Source organism: Actinomadura sp. GTD37, from assembly GCF_041951365.1.
GTDB lineage: Bacteria > Actinomycetota > Actinomycetes > Streptosporangiales > Streptosporangiaceae > Spirillospora.
On the sequence record NZ_JBGNUS010000009.1, the window covers coordinates 102,022 to 125,327 of the forward strand.

At 72.4% G+C, this 23,306-nt stretch carries 19 protein-coding genes; 4 read left to right on the plus strand and 15 right to left on the minus strand.

Annotated elements, in window-relative coordinates:
- Nucleotides 1–20: 20 nt before the first annotated feature.
- Nucleotides 21–506 (plus strand): winged helix-turn-helix transcriptional regulator, encoded by a 486-nt coding sequence (locus tag ACA511_RS34110; RefSeq protein WP_375028821.1) that lies wholly within the window; start codon nucleotides 21–23, stop codon nucleotides 504–506.
- A gap of 19 nt (nucleotides 507–525) precedes the next feature.
- Here the strand turns inward: ACA511_RS34110 and ACA511_RS34115 are convergent, their stop codons facing one another.
- The 14 genes from ACA511_RS34115 to ACA511_RS34180 form a co-directional block, all read right to left on the minus strand.
- Nucleotides 526–1,158, minus strand: a complete 633-nt coding sequence (locus ACA511_RS34115; protein ID WP_375028822.1) for an ATP/GTP-binding protein — start codon at nucleotides 1,156–1,158, stop codon at nucleotides 526–528.
- Entirely contained in the window at nucleotides 1,139–1,573 is a 435-nt protein-coding gene (locus ACA511_RS34120) for a DUF742 domain-containing protein (RefSeq protein ID WP_375028823.1), read from the minus strand. Before ACA511_RS34120 ends, ACA511_RS34115 begins: the two co-directional genes overlap by 20 nt.
- A gap of 6 nt (nucleotides 1,574–1,579) precedes the next feature.
- Nucleotides 1,580–1,999, minus strand: a complete 420-nt coding sequence (locus ACA511_RS34125; protein ID WP_375028824.1) for a roadblock/LC7 domain-containing protein — start codon at nucleotides 1,997–1,999, stop codon at nucleotides 1,580–1,582.
- The gene (locus tag ACA511_RS34130) at nucleotides 1,996–4,848 is read right to left on the minus strand and encodes a nitrate- and nitrite sensing domain-containing protein (RefSeq protein ID WP_375028825.1); all 2,853 of its coding nucleotides are present in this window, start codon (nucleotides 4,846–4,848) and stop codon (nucleotides 1,996–1,998) included. Before ACA511_RS34130 ends, ACA511_RS34125 begins: the two co-directional genes overlap by 4 nt.
- A gap of 101 nt (nucleotides 4,849–4,949) precedes the next feature.
- Entirely contained in the window at nucleotides 4,950–5,324 is a 375-nt protein-coding gene (locus ACA511_RS34135) for a hypothetical protein (RefSeq protein WP_375028826.1), read from the minus strand.
- A 41-nt stretch (nucleotides 5,325–5,365) separates the two neighbouring features.
- On the minus strand, nucleotides 5,366–5,893 hold the full coding sequence (locus ACA511_RS34140; RefSeq protein ID WP_375028827.1) for an ATP-binding protein: 528 nt from the start codon (nucleotides 5,891–5,893) through the stop codon (nucleotides 5,366–5,368).
- Nucleotides 5,894–6,022: 129 nt separating this feature from the next.
- Nucleotides 6,023–6,604: a PadR family transcriptional regulator gene (locus ACA511_RS34145; protein WP_375028828.1), complete on the minus strand. Its 582-nt coding sequence runs from the start codon at nucleotides 6,602–6,604 to the stop codon at nucleotides 6,023–6,025.
- A gap of 129 nt (nucleotides 6,605–6,733) precedes the next feature.
- Nucleotides 6,734–8,539 (minus strand): fatty acyl-AMP ligase, encoded by a 1,806-nt coding sequence (locus ACA511_RS34150; protein WP_375028829.1) that lies wholly within the window; start codon nucleotides 8,537–8,539, stop codon nucleotides 6,734–6,736.
- A gap of 6 nt (nucleotides 8,540–8,545) precedes the next feature.
- Nucleotides 8,546–10,369: an acyl-CoA dehydrogenase family protein gene (locus ACA511_RS34155; RefSeq protein WP_375028830.1), complete on the minus strand. Its 1,824-nt coding sequence runs from the start codon at nucleotides 10,367–10,369 to the stop codon at nucleotides 8,546–8,548.
- Between the two features lie 75 nt (nucleotides 10,370–10,444).
- Entirely contained in the window at nucleotides 10,445–11,017 is a 573-nt protein-coding gene (locus tag ACA511_RS34160; protein ID WP_375028831.1) for a hypothetical protein, read from the minus strand.
- Nucleotides 11,018–11,212: 195 nt separating this feature from the next.
- Nucleotides 11,213–12,028 carry an SGNH/GDSL hydrolase family protein gene (locus tag ACA511_RS34165; RefSeq protein ID WP_375028832.1) on the minus strand — a complete coding sequence of 272 codons (816 nt, stop codon included), beginning with the start codon at nucleotides 12,026–12,028 and terminating at the stop codon, nucleotides 11,213–11,215.
- A gap of 34 nt (nucleotides 12,029–12,062) precedes the next feature.
- Nucleotides 12,063–12,656, minus strand: coding sequence for an SGNH/GDSL hydrolase family protein (locus ACA511_RS34170; RefSeq protein ID WP_375028967.1), 594 nt, complete (start codon nucleotides 12,654–12,656; stop codon nucleotides 12,063–12,065).
- Between the two features lie 29 nt (nucleotides 12,657–12,685).
- Nucleotides 12,686–12,943, minus strand: a complete 258-nt coding sequence (locus ACA511_RS34175; protein ID WP_375028833.1) for an acyl carrier protein — start codon at nucleotides 12,941–12,943, stop codon at nucleotides 12,686–12,688.
- A 460-nt stretch (nucleotides 12,944–13,403) separates the two neighbouring features.
- The gene (locus ACA511_RS34180) at nucleotides 13,404–14,417 is read right to left on the minus strand and encodes a sulfotransferase (RefSeq protein WP_375028834.1); all 1,014 of its coding nucleotides are present in this window, start codon (nucleotides 14,415–14,417) and stop codon (nucleotides 13,404–13,406) included.
- A gap of 444 nt (nucleotides 14,418–14,861) precedes the next feature.
- On the opposite strand from ACA511_RS34180, the gene ACA511_RS34185 reads away from it, so the two are divergent.
- The 3 genes from ACA511_RS34185 to ACA511_RS34195 all read left to right on the plus strand — a co-directional run bounded on the left by ACA511_RS34185 (nucleotide 14,862) and on the right by ACA511_RS34195 (nucleotide 22,777).
- Nucleotides 14,862–15,587, plus strand: a complete 726-nt coding sequence (locus tag ACA511_RS34185) for a hypothetical protein (protein WP_375028835.1) — start codon at nucleotides 14,862–14,864, stop codon at nucleotides 15,585–15,587.
- A 48-nt stretch (nucleotides 15,588–15,635) separates the two neighbouring features.
- Nucleotides 15,636–17,654 (plus strand): SPFH domain-containing protein, encoded by a 2,019-nt coding sequence (locus ACA511_RS34190; protein WP_375028836.1) that lies wholly within the window; start codon nucleotides 15,636–15,638, stop codon nucleotides 17,652–17,654.
- 236 nt (nucleotides 17,655–17,890) lie between these two features.
- On the plus strand, nucleotides 17,891–22,777 hold the full coding sequence (locus ACA511_RS34195; protein ID WP_375028837.1) for a DNA repair ATPase: 4,887 nt from the start codon (nucleotides 17,891–17,893) through the stop codon (nucleotides 22,775–22,777).
- A gap of 43 nt (nucleotides 22,778–22,820) precedes the next feature.
- On the opposite strand, the gene ACA511_RS34200 is transcribed toward ACA511_RS34195, so the two are convergent.
- Nucleotides 22,821–23,237, minus strand: coding sequence for a hypothetical protein (locus tag ACA511_RS34200; RefSeq protein ID WP_375028838.1), 417 nt, complete (start codon nucleotides 23,235–23,237; stop codon nucleotides 22,821–22,823).
- Nucleotides 23,238–23,306 lie beyond the last annotated feature (69 nt).

Here is a 23,306-nt window from a genome sequence, read left to right on the forward strand (position 1 = left end):
AGCAGGTTTATAGTGGAGGGGTGACAATCGCACTTGAGGGGCACTTCGCCGACCGCGACGCCTGGTCGATGCAGAACTGCCCGGTCGCGAGGACCCTCGCCGCGCTCGGCCCGCCGTCCGCGGTGCTGGTGCTCAGCGAGGCGTTCTTCGGGACCAACCGGTTCGGCGACTTCGTGCGCAACCTCGCCATGACCGAGTCCGCCGTGACCGCCCGCCTGCGCCATCTCGTCAAGGCCGGGCTGCTCACCCGGGAGCCCTACCAGGAGCCCGGCCAGCGCACGCGCTACGAGTACCACCTGACGAAGATGGGCCTGGACCTCGCGCCCACGCTCGTCAGCCTCATGGAATGGGGCGAGAACTACCTGCCCCACGAGGAGGGGCGCCAGGTCATGCTGACCCACGCCCGCTGCGGCGAGCGCGTGACGGCGCAGGTCAGATGCGCGGACGGGCACGACGTCGGCGTCGACGAGATCATCATGCGGCCCCCGGAGCCCGGGGACGAGTGACCGCCCGCGGAGCGCGCGGCTAGCCGGCCCGGCGGGGGCTCACCCCGCCGGCGAGCCGCAGCGCGTGCTCGACCAGCGACACGAGGACCTCTTTCGCCGACCCCGTCCGCCGCGCGTCGCACAGCAGCACGGGGACGTGCGGGTCGATGTCCAGCGCCGTCCGGATCTCCGGCGGGTCGTACCGGTCCGCGTCGTCGAAGCAGTTGACCGCGACGACGAACGGCGTGCCCTTGCGCTCGAAGTAGTCGATCGAGGCGAAGCTCGCCATCAGCCGCCGCGTGTCGGCGAGGACGACGGCGCCGAGCGCGCCGCGCGACAGCTCGTTCCACATGAACCAGAACCGCTCCTGGCCCGGCGTCCCGAACAGGTAGATCGCGACGCCCTCGCGCAGCGTGATGCGGCCGAAGTCCATCGCCACGGTCGTGGTGGTCTTGGCTGCGACGCCGTCGAGGTCGTCGACGCCGACGCTCACGTCGGTCAGCGCCTCCTCGGTGCGCAGCGGCCGGATCTCGCTGACCGCGCCGACCATGGTCGTCTTCCCCACGCCGAACCCGCCGGCGACGAGGATCTTCAGCGCGACGCGCGGACCGTCCTCCCGGTCGTCGCCGGCTTCGGCGGCGGGGGGCGGTGAATCAGAGTGCACGGAGTTCATCGAGCACCATCCTGAGCAGGTTCTGGTCGGTATGCGGCTGGATCACGGCCGGCGACCCGGACGGCGAGGCCGGCGTGGACCACCGCTGGACGTCCACGAGGCCCGAGTCGATCAGGTCGCCGGCCAGCACCCGGATCACGCCGAACGGCAGGTTCAGGTCCGAGGCGAGGTCGGCGAGCGCGTGCGGGCGGCGGCACAGCGCCAGCAGCCGGCGCTGCTGGCGCGACAGCCGGCCCGGCTCGGCGGGCCGCCGCCCGGTCGCGACGAGGATCGCCACGATGTCGAGCGGTTCGCCGGTCGGCCGGGTCCGGCCGCGGGTCACCGCGTAGGGTCGGACGATCGGCCCGGCGGCGGCGTCGAGCCACCGTTCCCGGCCGGGACCCCGGGGAGCTCCGGGCACGTCACTGGGGTCCATGGCGGGTCACCTGGGTCCGGGTCCGGCGGCACCCTGCCTGAGTCCGGTGGACAGCTGCCGGCCGACGCGCTTGACCAGCATCGTCATCTCGTAGGCGACGAGGCCCGCGTTCGCGCCGACCTCGCTGAGCAGCGCCAGGCAGCTGTTGGCCCCGGCGGGCACGACGAAGAACAGGCCCTTGTCCATCTCGATGAGCGTCTGCCGGATCTCGCCGGACTCCAGTTGCGGCTTCGCGCCGATCGCCAGGCTGTGGAAGCCGGCGGCGAGGGCCGCGAGGTACTCGGAGTCCTCGCGCCCGACGCCGCGCGACTTGCCCATGACGAGCCCGTCCCGGGACAGCACGACGACCTTGCGGATCTGCGGAACCCTGTCGACGAGATCGTCGAGGAGAAAGCCCAACTCGGCCCCGACTCCCTGCTGGGTCATGATCTTCCCTCCATGCCGTCGGCCGGTCCTTCGTCCTCGTCCCTGCCCCGCAGCCAGCCGGCCTGCAGGGAGGCGAACAGGTCGCGGGACGCCTCCGCCGAGCGCTCCTCCCAGGCGGCGACCGCGTCGTCGGACGGCCCCGCCTGCTGCTCGTCGGAGCCGTCCGCGTCGCGCAGCTGGGGCACCAGGTTGCCGCCCCGCACCCGGCGCGGCAGCGGGGCGCGCCCGCCGCCCGCCTGGGCCTGGCCGAACGCCGGGTCCTGCCGGAACGGCGGCGCCTGCCCCGGCGATTGGCCCTGCCCGAAGGACTGGGCCTGCTGGAACGACTGGGCCTCCCCCAACGACTGGGCCTGCCGGAACGACTGGGCGTCCCCGAACGACGCGGGCGTCTGATAGGCGCCCGGCGCGTTGTTGGGGTCGTGGCCGTAGGCGGGGATGCGCGGCCCCGCCGCCTGGAACGGGCGCGTCGCGTCGAACGCGGGCGGCGGTCCGGGCTGGGCCCCGTACGACGGTGGGGCGCCGTACGACGTCGGGGTCTCGGATCCGTCGTACGAGTTGAACCCCACCGTCGCGCCGGGATCCGGCCGATCCTCCAGGGACGCCGGCGTGTCGGGCGCCGCGGTGTCGTAACCGGGCGGAGCGTCCCATCCGGGTGAGGCGTCCCATCCGGGCGGGGCGTCCTGGGCGGGCGCGGTGTCGTGCACCGGCGCGTTCAGCATCGCCGTGGACGACGGCGCCGACGGGGTGGGCCACTGCCGCGTCGAGCCGTTCGCCGGCGCGTGCCCGTTCTGCCGGACGGGCCCCGCGACCGGGACGTCGCCGTCGAAGGAGCCGTTCCCGTCGAAGCCGTTCGCGCCGGGACGCCCTCCCGCGCCGCCGGGGGCGCCCTCGGCGCCCTCTTCGTCCTCCGGCTGGTCGACGTCCATGATCAGTTCGCGCGGGATCAGCACGACGGCGCTGACGCCCCCGTACAGCGACGGCTGGAGGGCCACCCTGATGCCGTGCCGGCCGGCGAGCCGGGAGACGACGAACAGGCCGAGCCGGTCGGTGACGGCCAGGTCGAACTCGGGGGGCCGCGACAGCCGCAGGTTCAGCGCGTCCAGCTCGGACTGGTCGAGCCCGATGCCGCGGTCGATGACGTCGACGGCGAACCCGTTGGCGCCCATCTCGCCGCGGACCAGCACCTCGGTGGGCGCGGGCGAGAACACGGTGGCGTTCTCGATCAGCTCGGCGAGCAGGTGGATGATGTCGGCGACGGCCTCGCCGATCAGCGCGGCCTGCCCGGACATGACGACGACCTCGACGCGCGTGTAGTCCTCGACCTCGGCGACCGCGGCGCGCAGCACGTCCTCGACGTGCACCGGGCGGCTCCAGCCGCGGCCCGGGGACGTCCCGGACAGGATGACCAGGCCCTCGGCGTGCCGGCGCATGCGGGTGGTGAGGTGGTCGAGCCGGAACAGGTCCTCCAGGGCCTTCGGGTCGGACGCGCCGCGCTCCATCTCGTCCAGCATCCGGAGCTGGCGGTGCAGCAGCGACTGGCTGCGCCACGCGACGTTGAGGAACACGCGGCTGATGCCCTGCCGCAGGTACGACTCGCGGACGGCGGTCTCGATCGCGGTGTGCTGCACCTTCGTGAAGGCGTCGCCGACGCGCGCGACCTCCTTGGTCTTGCCGATGACGAGCGGCGGCGCCTCGGCGTCCACGTCGACCTCCTCGCCGCGCCGCAGCCGGGCCACGACATGGGGCAGCCGGTCCTCGGCGAGGGTCAGCGCGGCGCGCTGCAGCCCGCGCAGCTCGCGGGACAGGCTGCGGGCCGCCAGCAGCGACAGCACGATCGACGCGATGACCGCGAGGAGCCCGAACCCGCCGGCGAGGACGAGCCGCATCACGATCCGCTCGCCGATCGGCTTGGCCAGCTCGTTCAGCGCGAGGCTCGCCTGCTGGACCTTCTGCCCCCACGCCTGCGACAGCAGCTGGGTGGTGGCCTGCCACTCGGCCGCCTCGGCCGGCAGCCGGTCGCCGCGCGCGTTCACGATCGCGGTCTCCGCCGCGCGGTACCGCTGGAACTGCTCGGACGCGGCGAGCTGCTGGAGCGGCCCGCGGATCTCGTCGTTCAGGTCGGCGAGCCCGGCCTCGAACTCCCGCCGCCCCTCCGCCGCCCACTGGACGAACGCGGTGTGCTCGGCGGGGGTCAGCCGGCCCTTGCGCGCCATCGCGGCGGTGACGAGCGAGTCCTCCCGCAGCATGTAGGCGCGGGCGTTGCCGATGCCGATCAGCGCGCGGCCCTGCGTGAGGATCGCGACGTCGTTGACCGTCACCAGGCCGTCGAAGACCTTGATGACCTGGTCGAGCATCGTGCTGTAGGCGTTGATGACGTCGAGCGGCTCGACCTGGCCGGCGTCGACCTTGCCGCGCAGCTGCGGCAGCTTGTCGAGGGCCTTGACCGCCTCGGCGAGGCGCCGCTTCGTCTCGGGCTGCGCCGCGTCCTGCGCGTCCGCCGACAGGGCCGTCGCGCGGAAGCCCTTCTCGACCGCGCTGACCCGCGCGCGCTGCCCGCCGAGCTTCTGCCTGTCCTTGGCGTCGCGGGTGGCCAGCGCGACGACGCTGAGGGAACGTTCCGCCTGGAGCTGGTTCACCAGGTAGAGGCCGGGGAGGCCCATCTTCTCGTACGTCGTCGAGAAGTCGTACTTGTCGAACGCGTCGCCGAGCGTGATGTTGGCGGCGAACGCCCACAGGGTGATGAGGGACACCAGCGGAACCAGCAGCAGCGCCGTGATCCGCAGGCGGATCGGACGCCGCCTCCGGGCCCTGCCGCCGGAAACGTCGTCGCGGGGTGTCTTCGAGGCCATCTGATCACAACCTCATGCCGGGCCGGGCCGGCTGGCGGCCCGTGTCGTCGGGGGATGCGGGGACGGGTTCGTCGTGCTCGTCTCGGGGGCGCGTGCTCGTCTCAGGGGCGCGCCTCGTCCAGCGCCGCGCGGGCGACCAGCCCGCGCAGCCTTCCGGAGATCATGGCGACGGCCTGCGCGTGCCCGCGCACGGCCTTCTCCCGCGACGTGTACTGCCCGATGTCCGCGTGCATCGCGTGGTCGGACACGATCGTCTGCCACAGCAGCGGCCTTCCGTTGGCGGCGATTCCGAGGTCGACCACGGTGAACCAGGTCGAGACGACCACGACGACGGCGCCGACGCGGATGACGTCCTGCGCGAGCAGGCGTCCCCGCACGTCCAGCAGCAGCCGCTGGGCCTCCTCGGCCGTGGCGGGTCTCCCGTCCGAGCGGTAGTAGCCGACGGACGGATGGTCAGCGGGCGCGTATTCGGGCATGGCACATCCATTCGCCGAACCGGGGTCTGCGAAAGGGGTGCTCAGTGCCCGGGGCGCTCGTCCCGCGGCCAGGCGCGCACTTCACACCAGACCGTCTTGCCGGACGGGGTGTGGTCGGTGCCGTGCCGTTCGGCCATGACCGCGATGAGGTACCAGCCCCGTCCCGTCTCCTCCATGAGGTCGACCTGGCGGGGGCGGGGGACGCCGTCGCCCTGGTCGTGGACCTCGATGCGGAGCCGGCCGCCGGCGCGCAGCAGCCGCAGGCACAGCGCGGAGCCGGCGTCGGCCTGGTGCCGGACGGCGTTGGTCACCAGTTCGGAGACCAGGACCTCGGCGTCGTCGCGCAGGTGCGCGATGCCGGACGCGACGGTGACGGACCGGCTGAACCGGCGCGCCCGCGGGACCGACTCCCGCTCGGCGGGCACCGTCAGCTCGCCCAGCAGCAGCGGAGGCGGTTCGTCGATCGTGGGCAGGACGTGCGGTGGGGTCGCGGCGGCCAGGTCGCTCGGGAGTGCCGTGTTGGGGAGTGGGCTGCTAGGGAGTTCGATGGTGTGGTGTTCGCCCGACATGGTGAACGCCTCCTTGACTAAGGCGTGTCGCCCGGGTCCAGCCCGCCGGGGTGCGGGGCTGGGGTGGGCGCGGGGGTTTCGGCGCCGGTGGCGCCGCGTTCGAGGAGGGCGCGGGCCGCATGATGCCGGTCACGACGGCTCGCCCTCCTCGGCCTGGGTGCCCGTCCGGGTGCGCAGCAGCCGGGCGGTGCTGGTGAACCACTCGTAGTTCTCCTGCTCGAAGCGGCGGCCTCGCAGGCAGGTGAGGTAGGGGCCGAGGGGGGACCCGGTGCGCAGGAACGTCTCCTCGTCCAGGTCGCCGCGCAGGTGCTTCAGGGTGTGCTCGAAGACCTCGACCTTGGCGGCGGCCGCGACCGCCCGGTCCTCGAGCTGCGCGATGACGGACTCGGCGGAGATGTGGTCGACGGCCTGGACCATCACGAGCAGGTTCTCGCGGATGATCCCCGGTTTGGCGGGGGTGCCGGCGAACCGCTCGAGTTCGCCGATGCCGGCCTGGGTGACGGTGTACACCCGCTTGTTGGGCCGGTCGTGCTGGATGATCTGCCGTCCGCGGATCAGGCCCTCCGTCTCCAACCTCGACAGCTCCGAGTAGAGCTGCTGCGGTACGGCATGCCAGAAGTTGGAGACCGACAAATCGAAGATCTTGGCCAGCTGGTAGCCGCTGTACTCGCCGTCGAGCAGCGCGGCCAGCACCGCGTGACGTAGCGCCATCGGCCTTCTCTCCCCGCCTTGACTCAGGGTTGCGACCGACGTTAGCAGACAAAGACATGATTAGTCATGCTTTTGACTAGGATTGGTCGACGACAATTTTTCGATCTTCGAAATTGCAGGTCGAAGCGCTCATGCGGGGGTTCTCCGGAGGCCCGTGACACCCGGTTCGAGATCATCGGCGAGTGCGGTGATCTCCCCCTTGAGGAACGCCTCCCGGGTCAGCCGGCGCTGCATCTTCCCGCTCGTCGTGCGCCGCACGGTGCCGCGCGCGGCGAGCACGACGCTCACCGCGGGCAGCTCGAAAGCCCTTGCCACACGGGCCTTGATGAGGGCCGCCAGCTCGTCCAGGGGCATCCCCGCGGCCGCCCTGGTGCTGATCTCCTGGACGATGACGACGTGCTCCCTGCCGTCGTCCTCCGCGGCGCCGGCATCGGCGTCGAGATCGGCGTCAATGGCCGCGTCGATGCCGAAGGCGGCGCCGATCAATGCGGCCGGATGGGCCGCGCGGGCCGCCTCCTCGATATCGTGCGCGTGGATGTTCCGGCCGTTGACGATGATCAGGTCCTTGATCCTTCCGGTGACGAAGAGTTCGCCGTCGATCCGGAATCCGAGATCACCGGTGCGCAGATATGGACCCTCGTCCGCGCTCGTTCGCGCGCCGAATACGGCGCGGCTTTCTTCGAGGCTGCCCCAGTAGCCGCGCGCGACGCTGCCGCCGCGCACCCAGATCTCGCCGACGCCGCCCTCCGGGCGCTCGGCGCGCGTCTCCGGGTCGACGATCCGCACGTCCAGCGTGACGGGGCGCCCGCTGCTCACCAGCCGCCTGGTGCCGGGCGGCGGCGCGCCGGACGGGGCGTCGCGGGGGACGGCCGCGTCCTTGGCGAGGGCCTCGGCGTCGAAGTCGCGGACCACCGGGCCGCCGCCGAGCGGCGCGCCGGTGACGAGCAGCGTCGTCTCCGCCATCCCGTAGCAGGGCATCCACATCTCGGGCCGGAACCCGACCGGGCCGAACCGCTCCGAGAGGGCCTCCAGCGTCGCCGCCCGGACGGGTTCCGCGCCGTTCTTGACGACGGTCAGCGACGACAGGTCCAGGCCCTCCAGCTGGCGGTCGGTGACGCGGCGCAACGCCAGCTCGTAGCCGAAGTTCGGCGCGACGGTGATCGTGCCCCGGTAGCGGGTGATCAGCTCCAGCCACAGCGCGGGACGCTTGATGAACGTGATCGGCGAGGTGAACACGTACTTGCAGCCGAGGTACAGCGGCTGGAGGAACTGGCCCACCAAGCCCATGTCGTGGTAGTGCGGGACCCAGCCGACGCCGACGGTGTCGGGCGAGCCCTCGATCCGGCGCTTGATCTCCTCGCCGTTGCACAGCAGGTTGCCGTGCGAGACCATCACGCCCTTCGGGTCGCTGGTCGAGCCCGAGGTGTACTGCAGGAACGCCAGGGTGTCGGGGCTGAAGGCGGGCGGAGCCCAGTCGCCCGGGTCGGCGTCCTTCCCGATCTGGGTGTCCAGGCAGTGGACGCGGCTGCGCAGGCCCGCCGCCTTGAGCCACGCGTCGAGGGTGCCCCGGTGCGCGGTGTCGGTGAGGATCAGCGCGATGTCGGCGTCCTCGATGATGCGGCGGGTGCGCCCGAACCGTCCCGCGTCCAGGTCGGGCAGCGGCGCCGGGACGGCGATGACGCGCGCGTACAGGCAGCCGACGAACGCCGTGATGAACTCCAGGCCCTCCGGATACAGCAGCAGGACGGCCCTGTCGCGGAGCCCGCGCGCCTCCAGGCGGCGGGCCAGCGCACGGGCCCTGCGGTCCAGTTCCGCGAAACCGAGCGTGTGCTCCTTGTACTTCCGTCCCGGTTCCTCACTGATGAAGGTGAACGAGCGGTCGTCCCCGTAGGTCCGGACGTTGTCCCGGACGAGCGACACGAAATCCGAGTACACGGGCTATCACTCGTCCTCGGCCAACGACAGCAGCGTGAACCAGCGCCGCTCGTCGAAACTGCGGAACATCGCGTCCTCCAGTGAGGGGAGGAACTCCTCCGACAGGACGGCGTCGGGCTGCGCCCGCTGGAGCAGCCGCTGCAGGCACAGCGCGAGCCACTGCCCGTCGGCGAACGCCCCGCCGAACGCGTGCCGGTTGTGCAGCCACGTCAGCATGCACGAGACCATCGCGTGCAGTTCGCAGTACCGCTTGGCCCGCGCGAGGGCCGCCACGGACGAGACGTCGCCCTCGCCGGCCCGGATGCCCTCGTCCACCTTGGCCCGCAGCCCGCCGATGCTGGACACGAGGTCCTTCAGCTCCGCCGCGACGCCGGGGGCCGCGTGCGCGTTCGCCGCCGACAGCACCTCCTCGGCGATCTCCTCGAAGCGCTGCCCGACCTCGTCGCGCCCCTCGTTGGTGAGCTGGAGCATGCGGCCGTCGGGCGCCCAGGGAGGCGGGGTCCGCGTCCAGCAGAACAGGTCGGCGAGCAGCTCGTCCTCGCGGCCGGTCTCCTCCGGCGGGTCGATCAGGTACGGGAGCTGGGCGGCGACGTTCGCGAGGTTCACGTGCGTGGTGCCCTCGAAGATGCTGGCGATCGCGTGGTCGCGCTGCAGCTTCTGGAACACGCCGTGCGCGACGCCCTCGCGCAGGTAGCCGCGCGCGGCGAGGACGGTCCCGATGCTCGCCACGACCTCCTCCCCCAGCACGGGGACGAAGTACTTCACGATCGACGACCACAGGCTGAGCCGGCCCGGCGCGACGGTCAGGCAGCGCGCCACCGGGATCGCCACGCACTCGGCGATCAGCAGGTCGAGATGCGCCTTGAGCAGATGGTCCCGGATGACCGGGATCTTGTAGATGTCCGACCCGTACAGGGTGCGCTGCCGCGCGTACTCCATCCCGATGCGCACCACCGCGTCGATCGTCCCGACCGACAGCGCCGCGATCGCCGTCCGGGTGATCTGCAGCGTCTTCAGCGTCTGGACGAGCCCGGACCCGCGCCGCCCGATCACCCGCTCGGCGGGGATCCGCGCGCCGGAGAACGCGACGCCGCTCAGGTCGTGGCCGCGCAGCCCGACCGTCCGGACGGGCGGCAGCGTCGACCAGGAGGCCGGGTCGAGCTCCCGCTTGTCGACCAGGATGAGGGAGAAGTCCCGCGGGCCCGTCTTGGCGTAGGTGGTGACGAAACGTCCGCGGGTGGCGTTGCCGACCGGCCACTTCACGCCCGTCAGCACCAGCTCGTCGCCCCGCAGGTCGGCCTCCGACTCCGACGCCATCACGTCGCTGCCGTGGTCGGCCTCCGAGACGCCGAAGCAGGCCAGGTCACCGCGCAGCACCCCGTCCGCGACCGTCTTGCGCTGCCACGCGTCGCCCCACAGCCACACCGGGTTCACCGCCAGCAGCCCCGACCCGTACATCACCGCGACGGTGACGCTGCGGCGCGAGATGCCGCGGGTCACGAAGAACAGCTCCTCCAGCGTCGTCAGCCGCCCGCCGAGCGGGCTCGGCACGAGGTACTTCGGGAAGCCCCACGCGCGGACGGCGTCCACCGCGCCCGGCGGGAGCTCGTCGCGCTCCTCGGCCTCCACGATCGCCTTGTAGGAGAACGGACCGGCCTCGTCGTCCATCGGATCACCGAGATACCCGTCCAGGTCGGCGGCGATCCGGTGCGCCGGGGACAGCCCCGGCACCGCTCTGCCCGCGCGCGCCGGGCTCGCGGGCGCGGGTTCCGCGAGGGCCTCGGCCGCGAGCGCGGGGGGCACGGGGTGTGCGGGGACCTTACTGTCCATCTTTCGTTCCACTCCCTTTTCCTGGGTCGGCTCCCAAATGGCTGCGCCGTCCGACCGCGCCGTGCGAGCGCGCCCCTAGGACCGCGCCGTGCCGGACGGGCCCCCCGAACCCTCCGCTCCCCCCGAGTCGTCCCTGCCCCCCGGACCACTCGCGCCCCCCGGACCACTCGCGCCCCCGGGACCGCTCGCGCCCCCCGAGTCGTCCCGGGCCCCCGGGCCGCCGGCGTCCCCCGGACCGGCGTCGCGGGTGCCCGCGGCCTCCTCCATCCGCCTCCCGACCACCCGGGCGAGCGTCATCGCCGCGGGCAGCGGGCGCACCATGACCGTCAGGGCGGTGACGAGACCGGTGCCGCCGAAGCCGAGCAGGTCCACCCCCTGGACGGACTTGCCCATCACCCGCGCGTCGAAGACCAGCGCCTGGGCGGGCGGACCGGCCCCGTTCGGGGCGCGGCTCACCATGTCGTCGGTGTAGCGGAAGTCCTCGAAGACCTCGAACAGCACCGCGAGCAGCGCGGTGACGGTCTCGCGGCCGAGGTAGGGCTTCACCATCACCGGGCTGCGGAACTCGATGCCCGGGTCGAGTGCGCGGGTGACGGCGGCGAGGTCCTTGGCCTCCACCGCCGTTCGGAACGTTCCGGGGACCGTCATCGCGAGCTGCTCCCTTCGCTTGCCGTATGACGTGTCGGTTCGGCCCTGTCACGGCGCTGTGAGTCCGGCCCTGTGCGTCCGGCCCTGTGCGTCCGGCCCTGTGCGTTCGGCGTTGTGCGTCCCGCAGTGTGCGTCCGGCCCTGTCACGGCGCTGTGAGTCCGGCCCTGTCATGTCGGCCTGTCAGTTCGGTCCGGTCATCTCGGTCCGGTCGTCTCGGTCCGGCCGGCCGCCGGTTCGGGCCCGGCGGCGCCGGGCGGTCTCGATCTGGCCGCCGCGTGCGCGAGGTCCCGGGCCCAGGCCCGGTAGCCGGCGGGCGACGGGTGGAATCCGTCGGAGGCGAACAGCCCGCGGTCGCGCGCCATCGCCTCGTCCATGGGAGCGTGGACCGCCCCGCCCTCCCGCGCCGCCTCGCACATGATCCGGTCCATGGTCCGCGCGCGGGCGCCGAGCACGTAGCGGAGCGGCTGCGGGATGGCCGGGAACCGGTGCACCGGCGGCATGCCGGCCACCAGCACGGTCGCCCGCGCGTACCGGCCGCGCAGCACGCCGACCAGCTCGGCCATGTCGGCCGCCCAGCGGCGCAGCGGACGCCGCCGGATCAGGTCGTTGATCCCCACGGTGACGACCACGAGGTCCGGCGCCGAGCCGTTCGCCGGCGGGACGAGCCCGCCGGTGATCCGCCGGGCCGTCGCGCCGTTCTCACCGGAGACCGACCACGCCACGCTGCGCCGGAGGCGTTCGCGCAGCGCCTCGGCCAGGAAGCCCGGCAGCGCCTCCGCGTGCCGGGACGCCCCGACCCCGACGGCGGTGGACTCCCCGATCACCACGACGCGGAACGCGGGGCCCGCGCCGGGGTTCGCGCCCTGCAGGAAGCCGTGCTCGTCCCCGCCGGCGGGATCGAGCCGCGGCGTCCGGCGCACCGTCCGCCATGCCTGGACGGCCAGCACGGGAGCCAGCGGAATCAGCATCATCGACTGGGGAACGCGCGCGAACGCCAATGGTCTCTTCATCTGTTTCCCACACTGCTGGATCGGCCCCCGAGGCTCAGCTCACCCGCTCTCCGAGCAGGTTTCCCGCTATCTGGGCGATCACCTCCGCGACATATGCGTGCCCGTCCGGGTTCAGGTGGATTCCGTCGGAACTCCACATCGCGGGGTCAGCGACTTTCGCGACCGTGTCCCGTTCGGGGAACGCCATTCCGAAGTCGCGGGCGGCGCGGTCGAGCTCCTCGTTGAACTCATGAATGCGCTGGACGGTCCGTTTCTTGCGGAACTGGGAGATCGGGGAGAGGTCCAGCAGCGGGGGGCGCGGCACCGGGATCGCCACGGCCACCGCGCCGCGCTCGCGGGCCCAGCCGAACAGCTCGTCCAGCCGCCGCGCCGCGGCCGCCCGCTCGAAGCCGCGCAGCGCGTCGTTCATGCCGCAGCCGAGCACCACCAGGGCCGGCCGCAGCCGCCGGACGGCCGGCAGCTGGTCGCGGACGACGTCCTCGATCGTCGCGCCCGGATCGGAGACGTTCAGCCTGAGCTCACGGGGAATGCCCAGGTGAGCGCCCACTCGCCCGGCCCAGCCGAGCCATCCGCCAGCGGGGTCCGGGTCGTCCTGCCCCTCGGCCACGCTGTCGCCGAGGACCACCATCACGGGCCCGTCCTCGGGCCGGCCGCCCATCACGCGACGAGTTCGAGCAGGTAGTCGGTGAGGGCGGTCACCGTCTCCCGGCGCCGGGCCTCGGCCACGTCGACCTCGACCTGGAGATGGTCCTCGATGTCGCTGATGATGCTGATCGCGTAGACCGAGTCCACCCCGTAGCGGGCGAGTTCGACCGACGGATCGATGTTTTCGGCGGGCCTGTCGAGGTAGAAGGCGATCCTGTCAAGAAGCCACGATTGCAGCTCGGCATGGGAAATAGTTTCCGGTCTGGTCACCACACTCCTCCTTATGTCAGAGGATCGTCAAAACATTCGCGATAGCCATCGGGTGACGAGCAACACGCAAGATACAACCAAAAGCATGACGTGTCTCATATCGCTGTGTGAACGATCGGACACGGCCATGTCTCTGTTTCGTAAATTAAGTCAGCCGAGCGGTAAAAACGGCGCGTTGTTACTGCCGGGTAACCCCTTCCGATAAGGGGCCCAGCCGATCAAGATCGAACAACGCCGTCCCCGTCCGTCCCAGCGGTCCGCTTCTCCCCCGCGCGGCGCACCACGGCACGCCACCTGCACCGTTCCCCGGCGCCCGCGCGGCGGCGGACCGGCGGCCGGGCGCGGCCGGCCGGGCACGTTCCATGAGAGTTTCGGACAACCACCCGGACACCCCCACCGCGGCCGGGTCGCGGACGCCTTGCCCCAGAGACAGAGTCACCTGTCCCCATCGTGTTAGTCCTCAGGCCCTCCGGTCAGCGACGACCGGCCCGGTCAGCCGGGAGGCGACGGGATTGGGCTCGCGCGCCTCCGCGAGCCGCTCCTGCACGGCGGTCAGGTGCCGGGCCCTCCAGCGGTGCGCCGCGAGCCGCTGGAACTTCGCGACACGCGCGGCGGACGGGCGCGGCACGCCGGTCAGCTCGTAGCCGTGGTGGCGGAGCCGGTCGGCGAGGACGTGCTCGACCAGGTCCGCCTCCCAGTCCGCCATGCGCTCCCGCCACGCCCCGACCCGCCGCGTGTTCGGCGCCTCGTGGGTGCGCAGATGCCACCGGCGCTCGGCCGGCACCGTCCGGCGGGCATGCCGGTAGGCCCCGGTCATCTCGGCGTCGTACTCCTCGCCGAGGAACGCGCACAGCTTCACCAGCGCGTCCGCCGGCTCGGCGACGAGGTCCTCGTAGCGGAACTCGTAGAACGCGTCCGGGCCGAGGCGGGCCCCGAGGCGGCGCCCGGCGTCCACCGCCTCCCGCCAGGTCAGCGCGGCGGCGTGGATGTCCCCCGTGAACCAGGGCATCCGCGTCAGCGAGCTGACCGCGTCGCGCCCGTCGCGGACGAGATGGACGAACTGCGCGTCCGGGAACATCCGCTGGAGCATCGGCACCCGCCGGAAGTAGCTCGGCCGCTTGTCGCCCCAGCGCGGCTTGCCGTGCCGCCGCGCGTAGCAGCGGAAGACGGCCGCGAGCGCCGACCCGAGCGTCGGCGGCGCCTGGACGATCTCCTCCACCACGGCGTCGGCGTCCAGGCCGAGGACGGCGAACTTGGTGTCCTCGCCGCCGGTGATCCATTCGGCGAGCGCCCGCCGGTTCTCCGCCCGCCCGAGGTCGCCGAAACCGTGCCGGTTCGCGTAGGCGACGTGCACGAACCGCGTCTCGGACGGGAACGCGATGCGCCGATGCGAGTGCAGCATCTGCTGGAGCAGCGTCGTCCCGGATCGCGGGCAGCCGAGAACGAAGATCGGCCGGCAGGACTCCCTGGTCATGGGGGGCGAACGTACCCGCGCCTCCTGAGCCCAAGCTCCAGCGAAGCTCAACGCGAGCTGAACATCCGGTCGCGCTCCGGGAGATCACCGCCCGGCGGTGAATGGCGAGGTCAGCGGCCCGCGACGGGCCGCCCGCAAGGTATGAGCCTTCCCCATGGGCAGAAAATAAGCTAAAGTAACTATCGGTGTGCCGGGAAGTCTGGTCGGCGGGACAGGATATGTCTCCGATCAGGAGGGCTATGATGACTCCCCGGCACTTTCTCATTGCGCAGGCTCCGCCGCGCCGAACCCGCCCGTGTGACGCCAGGCCCTACGACCTGAGCCACATCACCTGGGCGCACGCCTTCCCAGATAGCTGAGCACGACCCCACCGCTCGTTCAGCGAATCCATTCTTCATTACCGGGACGCCGTCCTCGGCCGCCCGGACGGTCAATGACGTCTCGATGCGGAAGCGTGCATTTCTCATGGGCGAATTCTTCGACGCCGCGCTCGGTTTCCCCACCGCTCTGTTCAGTTTCTCCCTCCTCGTGGTCGCCGCGTACTGGACGCTCGTCCTGCTCGGCGGCCTCGGCGTCGACCTCCTCGGCGCCGGTACCGATGCCGACACGGGGGCCGGTACCGGCGCCGGGGACGCCGACGGCGGAGACGGTGCGGACGGCCCCGCCGCCGAGCCGCTCGCGATGCTCGGCCTCGGCGGCGTCCCCGTCACCGTCGCCCTCTCCGTCCTGCTGACGCTCGCGTGGTTCGGCAGCCTGACCGCGACGGCGCTGCCGGACGGCGGCCTCCCGCGGATCCTGTACCTGGCGGCGGCCCTGGCGGCGGCGTGGCTCGGCACGCGTCTCGCGATCCGGCCGCTGCGCCGCGTCTTCCAGAGCCCGGTCGCGGCGTCGCTGCGCGACTTCGTCGGGCTGCCGTGCGTCATCCGCACCGGACGGGTCGGCCCGGACTTCGGCCAGGCCGAGGTCACCGCGCCCGACGGGTCGTCCGCGATCGTCCAGGTCCGGCAGCCCGCCGCGGACGTGGCCGTCGCGGGCGCGGCGGAGGGCACCGGCCTCACCGCCGGCAGCACCGCGCTGATCTTCGATTTCGATCCGGACGGCCAGTTCTTCTGGGTCATGCGGCACGACACGGCGTCCGACCTGGCCGCGCACGACCGTCCGGCCCGCTGACCCCCGCTTACCCCCGCCGACCTCATCCCCCAGCAGACAGGGATATCGATGGACACCATCACGATCGGAGCCGGCGTGCTCCTCGCGCTCGCCCTGCTCATCGCCCTCGGCCTCATGCTGATGGTGACCCGGTTGTTCCGCAAGGTCGACCAGGGCCGCGCACTGATCATCTCCAAGCTCAAGAAGGTGGACGTCACCTTCACCGGCGCGATCGTCCTGCCGGTGCTGCACAAGGCCGAGCTGATGGACATCTCGGTCAAGACGATCGAGATCGAGCGGACCGGCCGGGACGGGCTGATCTGCAAGGACAACATCCGCGCCGACATCCGCATCACGTTCTTCGTGCGCGTGAACAAGACCGCCGAGGACGTCGTGAAGGTCGCGCAGGCGATCGGCACCGAGCGCGCCAGCAGCCAGGACACGCTGCAGGAGCTGTTCGCGGCCAAGTTCTCCGAGGCGCTGAAGACCGTCGGCAAGCACCTGGACTTCGCCGACCTCTACACCCGCCGCAACGAGTTCCGCGACCACATCATCCAGGTCATCGGCACGGACCTGAACGGCTACAGCCTGGAGGACGCGGCGATCGACTACCTGGAGCAGACGTCGCTGCACTCCCTGGACAGGACGAACATCCTGGACGCCCAGGGCATCCGGAAGATCACCGAGCTGACCGCGATCGAGCACGTCCGCACCAACGAGTTCACCCGCAACGAGGAGAAGGAGATCGCCCGCCAGGACGTGGAGGCGCGCGAGGCGATCCTGGAGCTGGAGCGCCGGCAGGCCGACGCCGAGCTGCGCCAGGAGCGCGAGATCGAGACCGTCCGGGCCCGCGAGCAGGCGGAGGTCGAGCGGGTCAAGGCCGAGGAGCGGCTGCGCGCGCAGAGCGCGCACGTCCGCACCGACGAGCAGCTCGGCGTCCAGCACGAGAACAAGGACCGCGAGGTGTCGGTCGCCGCGAAGAACAAGGAGCGCGTCCTCGCGATCGAGAGCGAGCGCATCGAGAAGGACCGCCTCCTCGAAGTGATCGCCCGCGAGCGGGAGACCGAGCTGACCCGGATCGCGGCCGACAAGGAGGTCGAGGCCGAGAAGCGGGAGATCGCGAACGTCGTCCGGGAGCGGATCGCCGTCGAGCGGACGGTCGCCGAGCAGGAGGAGGGCATCAAGCGGCTCCGCGCGGTCGAGGAGGCCGAGCGCGCCCGCCAGTCGGTGATCATCCACGCGGAGGCCGAGGCGCAGGAGAACCTCGTCAAGGACATCAAGGCCGCCGAGGCGGCCGAGGCGGCCGCGCTGCACCGCGCCCGCGAGGAGCTGACGATGGCGCAGGCCCGCCAGGAGGCCGCCGAGATGGACGCGCAGGCCAAGATCCGGCTGGCCGAGGGGCAGCGCGCCGAGGCCGCCGCCGCCGGGCTCGCCGAGGTCCAGGTCCGCGAGCGCGACGCCGCGGCCATCGAGAAGGTCGGCCGCGCCGAGGCGCTGGTCGCGCGGGAGATGGCGATGGCGGAGGCCGCCCGCGTCCGGGAGGGCCTGCGCGCCGAGGCGGAGGGCCTCACCGAGAAGGCCGGCGCGATGGCCGCGCTGGACGAGGCGTCCCGCCGGCACGAGGAGTACCGGCTGCGCCTGGAGGCGGAGAAGGACGTCCGGCTGGCGGGCATCGAGGTCCAGCGGCAGGTCGCCGAGGCGCAGGCCACCGTCCTCGCCACCGGCCTGGAGAAGGCCGACATCAGCATCGTCGGCGGCGACTCCGTCTTCTTCGACCGGCTGGTCGGCTCGATCGCGCTCGGCAAGAGCGTGGACGGCTTCGTCCAGAACTCCGAGGTCGCGCGGTCGCTCGCCGGCCCGTGGCTGGACGGTTCGGCGTCGTTCGCCGACGACGTGTCCCGGCTGCTCGGCTCGGTCGACGCCGCCGGCGTCCGCGACCTGACCCTCTCGGCGCTGCTGCTCCGCCTGATCAAGTCCGGCGGCCCGGACTCGGCCGGCCTCCAGGACCTCCTGGACACCGCCCGCCGCCTCGGCGTCGCCGACGCCCCCTTGTCCGAGATCAACGGAACCGCAGTGACCGCGAACTGATCAAAGACCTGCGGCGGGTCGTCGCGCCGGGGGCCGCCGGCCCGGCGACTCGCCGCACCCCGCCCTCCACCGGCCACGGCGCCGCGCGGCCGCACGGCCGCCCCGCGCCGGGCCGCGACGCCGACTGTGCGCTTGATGCGGCGCACCGCGTCCGCACGGGTGGCGGGTCGGCCGGGGGCCGGTGGCGAAACAGCGATGACAGACATGCACGGGCGCGAGGCAGACGGGAGAGACCGGTGAACGAGGTCGTCGGGGAGGCCGCCGCGGGCGAGGCCGGACGGGCGGAACTCGACCGCGGGACGTACGAGGTGCTGCGGGCGCGGCTCGCCGAGCACGCGGCCGAGCTGGCGCGGCGGGCGGAGGCGCTGAACGCCCGGCGGCTGGAGGTCTTCGGCGGCGCCGAGATGCGGCTGGCCGGGACGGAGCGGATCCGGACGGCGCACAACTGCGTGCCGCGCGACGTCGTCGCGGTCGGCGACGTGATGCTGTTCGGCTACAACGTGTCCCTCGGGCTGAAGCCGGAGACGGCGGTCGGCGACGTGTTCGCGCTGCACCGGTTCACGCGGGGCGAGGACGGCGTCGCGTTCACCGCGGCCGGTCCGGAGGCGGTGCCGGGGCTGCTCGACGATCCGCGCTTCCTGCGGGACTTCGCCGACATGTACCGGTACTACCGGCAGGCGCGGCTCCTCCAGCTGCGGCTGGTGGACGGGCGGCTGCTCGCCGTCTTCCAGACCGGCCCGCGCCTGTCGGACCTGCGCGTGCTGCGGTGGCGGACGGCCCCGGACGGCGGCGTCGCCTACGAGGACAACCAGGGCGAACGCGACCACGCGTTCCCGCCGGCGCACGACGTCGACTGGGTCGAGACCACGCGGGACGACCACGTCCTCGGGCGGCACCCGCACATCTCGATCGAGGGCGAGGTGTTCGTCGAGACGATCGGCGGCACCCTCACCGTCAAGATCGAGGACGACACCGGCACCGGCGAGGGGATCTACGCGGAGCCGGTGGACGAGCCGTTGCAGTCCCTGGCGGACGCCGACGTCCTGCACGCGCGGGTCGGGGCGCTGATCCTGCTGCGGATCCGCCCGTACAACGAGCAGGCGTGGCGGCACCTCGTGTTCAACGTCCGCACGAAGGAGGTCACGCGGCTCGACGGCATCGAGCAGGCGTGCCGGAGGCTGCCGGACGACCACGGGATCGTCTTCCCGGGCGGCTACCACCTCGACACCGGCGCCGCGAAGACGTTCGACACCGACGTGGCGGGGCTGGAGTACGAGCGGATGATCCGCTCCCCCAACGGGGAGGACGTCCTCTACGTCTTCCACTCGCGGGAGGACGGCCGGTCGCTGCTGCTGCCGTACAACGTCATCCGCAAGCGGGTCGCGACACCGGTCGCCTGCCACGGGTACTCGCTGTTCGAGGACGGGACGCTCGTCGTGATGCGGGCGCTCTCCGCCGAACCGGCCCGCGTCCACCCGATGCAGATCTGGGCGACCCCGTACGTCTCGGACGCGCACGCCGCCGCGCAGCCGGTCGGCGCCGGGCCGCTGGAGCGGGTCGGGAACGCCGAACTCGTGCGCGGCATCTCCGAATGCCTGGCGATCACCCGGATGGTGGACGAGATGTCGCCGTCCGCCCGGGTGTTCGAGGCGCTGATCCCCGCCTGCACGCGCGCCGCCGACCTGTACCACTGGCTCGCGGACGAGGACCTCGGCGCGGTGACGGCGCCGCTCGCGGACGTCCGCGCGACGGCGGGCCAGGTGCTGGACGAGTTCGAGAAGGTCCAGGCGCTCACCGAGCAGGCCGTTTCCGCTGTTTCCGCGGCGGCGGACGACATCGCCGCGCTGACCCGCCGGGCGCGGGCCGAGCCGCCGTCCACGGCCGACGGCTGGGTGTCGCGGCTGGCCTCTTTCCGCCGCGTCCAGGGCCGGCTGGAAACACTGCGGAACATGCGCTACACCGACGCGTCCCGGCTGGACGAGCTTGCCGAGACCGTCCGGGCCGAGTTGCGGGACGCGGGCCAGGGCGCGGTCGAGTTCCTCCAGGGCGCGGACGCCTTCACCGGGTACCACGCCGAGGTCGAGCGCATCACCGAGGCGGCCGGCGCCATCGGGACCGCCGCCGACGCCGCGCCCCTCGCCGACCTCCTCGCCGCGCAGAACGAGGGACTGGAGGTCGTCACCGAGGTCGTCGGCGACCTCGACATCACCGACGCGACCGCGCGGACCGCGATCCTGGAGCGCGTCGGCGAGGTGCTCGGCGGCCTCAACCGGGCCCGCGCCGTCCTCGGCAACCGGCGCCGCGACCTGCTCGGACGCGAGGGCCGCGCCGCGTTCGCCGCCGAACTCGCCCTGCTGGACCAGTCGATCGCCGGCGCCCTGGCGAGCGCCGCCACGCCCGAGGACTGCGACGAGCAGCTGGGCCGCCTGCTGCTCCGCCTGGAGACCCTCCAGGCGCGGTTCGCCGAGCTGGACGAGTTCCTCGGCGAGCTGGAGACCAAGCGGACCGAGGTCTACGAGGCGTTCTCGTCCCGCAAGCAGACCCTGCTGGACGAGCGCGCCCGCCGCACCGACCGGCTCACCGAGTCGGCCGACCGGATCCTCGCGGGCGTCCGCCGCCGCGCCGCCGCCCTCGCCTCACCGGACGACGTCAACACCTACTTCGCGACCGACGCGATGGTGGCGCGGCTCCGGTCGATCGCCGGCGAGCTGCGCGGCCTGGACGACGGCGTCCGGGCGGAGGAGCTGGAAGGACGCGTCAAGGCGGCCCGGCAGGAGGCGGGCCGCGCGCTGCGCGACCGCCTCGACCTGTACGGGGACGACGGCGCGACGATCCGGCTGGGCCGGCACCGGTTCGCGGTCAACACCCGTCCGATCGAGCTGACCCTCGTCCCGCACCGCGACACGGTCGCGTTCGCGATCACGGGGACCGACTACCGGGCGCCCGTCCAGGACGCCGGCTTCGCCGCGACCCGGCCCCTGTGGAACCAGACCCTCGTCTCGGAGACCGCCGAAACGTACCGGGCCGAGTACCTGGCGACGTCCATCCTGGCCTCGTCGCCTCTGGACGACCTGTTCGGGGCGGCGGCCGGCGGGCGCCTGCTCGGCCTCGTCCGCGACGTGGCCGCCGACCGCTACGACGAGGGCTACGAGCGGGGCGTCCACGACCACGACGCGGCCCGCATCCTGGAGACCCTGCTGCGGCTGCGCGCCGACGCGGGCCTGCTCCGCTACCCGGGGCCCGCCCGAGCCACCGCGCAGCTCTTCTGGACGCACGGCCCGGACGAGACCGAGCGCGCCACGTGGTCCACCCGGGCCCGCTCCCTCGTCCGCGCCCGCCGGGCGTTCGGACGCGCCGACGCCCTGACCGCGCTGACCACCGAACTCACGTCCGCCATCGCCGGGTTCACCGGCCGCGACGCCCTGCCCGCGCCCGACCCGCTCACCGCCGAGTACCTCATCGAGGAGCTGGCGAGCGCACCGGACGGCTTCGTGACGAGCCAGGGCGCCCGCACCCTCCTGAAGGGCTTCGCGCAGGCGCTCGGCGACGCGTCCCTGGACGACGACCTGCGCGGCGCCGGAACTCTCGCCGCCCGCCACCAGCTCGCCGAGGCATGGCTCGCCTCCTACCTCGGCACGGGCGCGGACGGCGACCCGGCCGACATCCCCGAGGCCGTGGCGACGCTCCTGTGCGCGGCCACCCGCTACGACTCCCCCGCCGCGCTCACGGCCACCGTCGAAGACCTGCTCGGGCACCACCCGCGCCTCACCGACCGCCGCCTCGACCTGCGCCTGGACGAGTCGCTGGCGCGCACCCACCGGTTCCGCACCGAGCGCGTCCCGGCGTTCCGCGCGTACCAGAAGACCCGCAACGACCTGATCGCGTCCGAGGAGAAGAGGCTCGGGCTGGCCGACCTCAAGCCCCGCACGATGAGCGCGTTCGTCCGCAACCGCCTCGTCGACGAGGTCTACCTGCCGCTCATCGGCGACAACCTCGCGAAGCAGCTGGGCGCCACCGGGTCCGGCAAGCGCACCGACCAGATGGGCCTGCTCCTGCTCATCTCCCCGCCCGGCTACGGCAAGACGACGCTCATGGAATACGTCGCCGACCGCCTCGGCCTGGCACTGGTGAGGGTGGACGGCCCGGCCCTCGGCCACGACGTCACGTCCCTCGACCCCGCCCAGGCCCCGAACGCCACCGCGGCCCGCGAGGTCGAGAAGATCAATTTCGCGCTCGACTTGGGCGACAACGTCCTGCTCTACGTGGACGACATCCAGCACACCTCGCCCGAACTGCTCCAGAAGTTCATCCCGCTCTGCGACGCCCAGCGCCGCATCGAGGGGGTGAAGGACGGCTCCCCTCGCACCTACGACCTGCGCGGCAAGCGTTTCGCCGTCTGCATGGCCGGCAACCCGTACACCGAATCGGGCCGGCGTTTCCGCATTCCCGACATGCTCGCGAACCGCGCCGACGTGTGGAACCTGGGCGACGTCCTGTCCGGCAAGGACGACATTTTCGCACTCAGCTACATCGAGAACGCCCTCACCTCGAACCCCGTCCTCGCGCCCCTCACGACCCGCGACCGCGCCGACGTGGAGTTGCTCGTCCGGCTGGCCTCGGGCGACCGGAGCGTCCGCCCGGACCGGCTCTCGCACCCCTACTCCCAGGCGGAACTGGACGAGATCCTCTCCGTCCTGGGGAAACTGAGCCACGTCCAGCAAGTCGTCCTGGCGGTCAACCGCGCCTACATAGCCTCCGCCGCCCAGGACGACGCGTCCCGCACCGAACCGCCGTTCCGCCTCCAGGGCTCCTACCGCGACATGAACAAACTCGCCGAACGCGTCCTCCCGGTCATGAACGCGACCGAGCTGGAGGCGGCGATAGACGACCACTACCGGGCCGAGTCCCAGACCCTGACTTCCGATGCCGAGGCCAACCTCCTGAAACTGTCCGAACTCCGAGGCGCCCTCACCCCGCCCGAAGCCGACCGCTGGACGGACATCAAGGCGTCCTACCAACGCTCCAAAACCCTCGCGGGCAACACGGACGACCCCTCAGTAGGCGCCCTCCTGCACCTGGCCGACAAACTCGCCGCGATCGAGAAAACCCTCCGCCCCCGCTGACCGGAACCGCCCGACGACCTCAGCCGGGTCGGGCCGTGAAGGCTCAGGGACGGCTCAGGACCATGGAGTTGACGGGCGTCAGGTCCGGGAGGGCGTAGCAGGTGGCGCAGGGCGTGCCCTCGACCGGCGGGATGGTCCAGGTCGAGTCGCACCTGGTGCCGTTGTAGCCGTAGCACAGCGTCACCTTGGCGCCCCCGTACTGGTTGTTGACCACGGGCCTGCGCCCGTACTGGTTGACGAGGTTGTGCGGCCCGTACGACCAGAAGGTCTGCGTGATGCGGGAGAACGTGGCGTCGGTGTAGATGCACACCGCCCCGTACGGGCATCCGAGCCAGGGGCCGCCGGCCGGGCGCGTCTGCGCGGCGTCGGCGGCGTTGGCGGTGGGCCCGGCCAGCGTCGCCGCGGCGACGCCCACCGTGGCCGCGGTCGTGGCGAGCAGCGTGCGCACTTTGGTTCTCATGCCGATTTCCCCCTGCATGACGATGATCAGATGGCGCAGACGCTAACCGGGGGCCGCTTCATTCCTGCT